The organism is Mycobacterium arosiense ATCC BAA-1401 = DSM 45069 (assembly GCF_002086125.1).
GTDB classification, from domain to species: Bacteria; Actinomycetota; Actinomycetes; order Mycobacteriales; family Mycobacteriaceae; genus Mycobacterium; species Mycobacterium arosiense.
Genome location: NZ_MVHG01000455.1, coordinates 1 through 229, shown reverse-complemented (window position 1 = coordinate 229; position 229 = coordinate 1). Strand labels below are relative to the sequence as shown.

The 229-nt window shown below is 72.1% G+C and carries 1 protein-coding gene; it reads right to left on the bottom strand.

What is annotated here, in order from left to right; genetic code table 11:
• Positions 1-229, bottom strand: a 229-nt coding sequence (locus BST14_RS32530) for a hypothetical protein (RefSeq protein ID WP_142279754.1), incomplete at both ends; no start/stop codon positions are given.

Sequence of the window (229 nt, the reverse complement as noted above, 5' to 3'; positions counted from 1 at the left end):
GTCAGCAGCAGGTCGTTGACCTGGGTGCGGTAGGCCGCCGGCGCCTGTTGCAGCAATTGCCGGGTACGTTGCGGGTCGAGCCGCAGGCTGACACTTTCCGCCAGCGCCTCGCGGTTGTCGCCCCGCGGGCGGTCGCACGGCCACTCGACCGGCTGCCCACCCAGCCGGGCTTGCCACCAGCCCAGCTCCTCGCGCAGCGATTCACTGCCGGCGTAGGCCTGCAGGCGTC